The sequence below is a fragment of the Pseudomonas inefficax genome, assembly GCF_900277125.1.
Taxonomy (GTDB): domain Bacteria; phylum Pseudomonadota; class Gammaproteobacteria; order Pseudomonadales; family Pseudomonadaceae; genus Aquipseudomonas; species Aquipseudomonas inefficax.
This window is the reverse complement of record NZ_OPYN01000215.1, coordinates 1-1748: the sequence shown is the minus strand read 5'-3', so window position 1 is coordinate 1748 and position 1748 is coordinate 1. Positions and strand designations below refer to the sequence as shown.

At 66.6% G+C, this 1748-nt stretch carries 3 protein-coding genes; all 3 read left to right on the top strand.

The window, feature by feature from the left end; genetic code table 11:
• A partial coding sequence (locus JV551A3_RS27010; protein ID WP_268939240.1) for a sigma factor-like helix-turn-helix DNA-binding protein occupies positions 1-228 on the top strand: 228 nt, incomplete at its 5' end.
• Positions 225-1208, top strand: a complete 984-nt coding sequence (locus JV551A3_RS27005) for a FecR family protein (protein WP_133979271.1) — start codon at positions 225-227, stop codon at positions 1206-1208. The genes JV551A3_RS27010 and JV551A3_RS27005, both read left to right, overlap by 4 nt.
• A gap of 218 nt (positions 1209-1426) precedes the next feature.
• Positions 1427-1748 (top strand): STN domain-containing protein (locus tag JV551A3_RS27000; protein WP_205125973.1); only part of this gene is annotated, 322 nt, incomplete at its 3' end.

Below are 1748 nucleotides of genomic sequence, written 5' to 3'. Positions count from 1 at the left end.
CACGACTTGCAGCGCATCGACGCTGCCTTGCGCGCCTTGCCCGAGCGCACCCGGCAGATCTTCCTGCTCAACCGTATCCACGGCTGCAAGTACGGCGAGATCGCCAAGGCCATGCAACTGTCCCAGAGTGCTGTGGAAAAGCATATGATGCGCGCCCTCGAAGCGTGCAAGGCGAGTGTTGCCGAGCCCGCGACCACCCCACGCCGGCCAGGGAGTGCCCGTCGATGAGCCGTTTACCGCCGATCACCGAGGCGCAGTCCCGGGCCGCGTTGCAATGGCTCAGCCGTATCAACGAGCAGCCCGCGCAAGCCGAGGGCGCGGCGTTCAAGCGCTGGCTGCTGGCCGACCCTGGGCACCGTGAGGCCTACGCCCAGGCCCAGGCGCTGTGGCAGAACAGCGCCGCCCCGGCGGCGCGCCTGGCCGTTGAAGAACAGGCAAAGCTGCAACGTTACCTGGATGCGATGGCCAGGCCGCCGGCCGGGCGCCCCTGGCGGCAACGGGTCGCGGCGTTGGCGATGGCTGCCTGCCTGGTGCTGGCCGTGGGCGTTGCCGGTGGTTGGCACCCAGGCCTGTGGCTGCAGGACCTGCAGGCCGACTACAGGAGTGCTGATCAAGTTCGCCAGGTGACCTTGGCCGACCAGTCACAGGTGACGCTGGATGCAGGGAGCGCGATTGCAGTCGATTTTGTGCAGGGTGAGCGCCGTGTGCGGTTGTTGCATGGCGCGGCGTTCTTCCAGGTCACGCATACCGGTGCGCCGTTCCTGGTGGAAGCTGCCGGTGGCGAGGTGCGCGTGCTCGGCACCCAGTTCGAGGTGCGTGAGCGGGGCGAGGGCGCCCAGGTCACGGTGCGCAGCGGGCGGGTGGCGGTGAGCCCGGCACCGGGCGCCGCAGCGCGTGAACTGACGGCCAACCAGCAGGTGGCCTACGCTGCGGGCCTAGTTGCCGACACCCTGGCGGTGGACAGCGACAGCCGCCTGGCATGGCGCCAAGGCTGGCTGAATTACTATCAGGTGCCGCTGGCGCAGGTGATCGGGGACCTGGGGCGTTATTACCCGGGGCGCATCCTGCTGCTCGATGATGAGTTGGGGCAGCGCAAGGTCAGTGGCAGTTTCCCGGTGGCCGAGCCGTTGCTGGCGCTGGATTCGCTGGGCAAGGTGATGGGCTTTTCGCGGCAGACAGTGCTGGGGCGGTTCACTGTCATCAGGTAGTCGCCTGTGCCGGCCTTTTCGCGGGCTTGCCCGCTCCCACTGGTACTGCACCGGATTCGAAACTTGTGCAGTCCATGTGGGAGCGGGCAAGCCCGCGAAGAGGCCGGCACAGGCAAAATTATTTTCAGATAGCGGGTGAGGTAACAGAACGTGGCATCCGTGTAATGAGTGGAAGTGCGATTCATTCGCAGTCATATCCCTCTCACAGGTCAGCGTCCATGAAGTTCACCCTGCGTTGCGTCCCTCTCTGGCTCGGCCTTTGCGCGCTCCCGGCATTCACTGTTGCCCCCCTGGCCTGCGCCGCCGAGCAACAGCAGGCGTACACCTTCGCCCAGCCGGCGCAACCCTTGGCGCAGGCACTCGATGCCTTCAGCCGCACCACAGGCCAGAGCGTCGTCTACACCTTGGAACTTCCCGGCCAGCAGGCGCCGGCGCTGAACGGCAGGTTCAGTGCCGAACACGCCTTGCAACAGCTGTTGGGCACTACCGGGCTGGCCTGGCGCCGCGTCGATGCACGCACCTTCACCCTCGAAGCGGTGG